1 protein-coding gene is annotated in these 620 nt (G+C 40.2%); it reads right to left on the bottom strand.

Translation table 11 applies throughout. The annotated features are described in order from the left end of the window. Positions 1-258: 258 nt before the first annotated feature. Positions 259-620 (bottom strand): hypothetical protein (locus NXH67_RS00150; RefSeq protein ID WP_272795930.1); only part of this gene is annotated, 362 nt, incomplete at its 5' end.

Genomic DNA, 620 nt, shown 5'->3' with positions numbered 1-620 from the left:
TTGGATTTGCCGGAAGTCAGACTATACCATCAAGGCGTCGAAGAAGGCCGTAAGGAAGGCTTGATGGAAGGCTTGATGGAAGGCGAGGCTGAACGCAACAAACTCCAATCAGAGAATGCTGCGCTTCGTAAAGAGCTTGAAACACTTAAGGCAATGAAAAAATAATATGATGTTAGTCGCTGCAGGGATAGAGAATCTTTGCAGCGATTTTTTACCACTCAACCAATTTGAATATCCCTATAACCAACGACGCAACATCTATCCCAAACGCCAACAGCGCAGATGCAACCACCCTGCAGTTACACATACATATATTGCGATAAAAAATATTGCACATGCATTTAATATTGTATTATGCACATCTTTCTGATTCAGCGTATACCTAATAAGAAACTGTATATCATCCCTAATTATATTCAATATAAAGGAACCATGAAACTCTTTCCTATCCTTCTTCTTTTCTACCTGAAGATCCCATGATTCTCTATCAATCTCGCGGTTCTCTCTGGCAGCCTTATCAATCTTCTCCTCTATCTGATTGATCATAGTTTTAATAGGCCTGCTCTTAATCTCTTCACCGCTCTCCAAACCTCCCTTTAAAACACTGTAATCATCCATTG

The sequence above is a fragment of the Butyrivibrio sp. DSM 10294 genome, assembly GCF_028539135.1.
In the GTDB taxonomy this organism is placed as follows: domain Bacteria; phylum Bacillota; class Clostridia; order Lachnospirales; family Lachnospiraceae; genus Butyrivibrio.
Note: the sequence above shows the minus strand (reverse complement) of the source record. Positions and strands in the feature narration are given on the sequence as shown.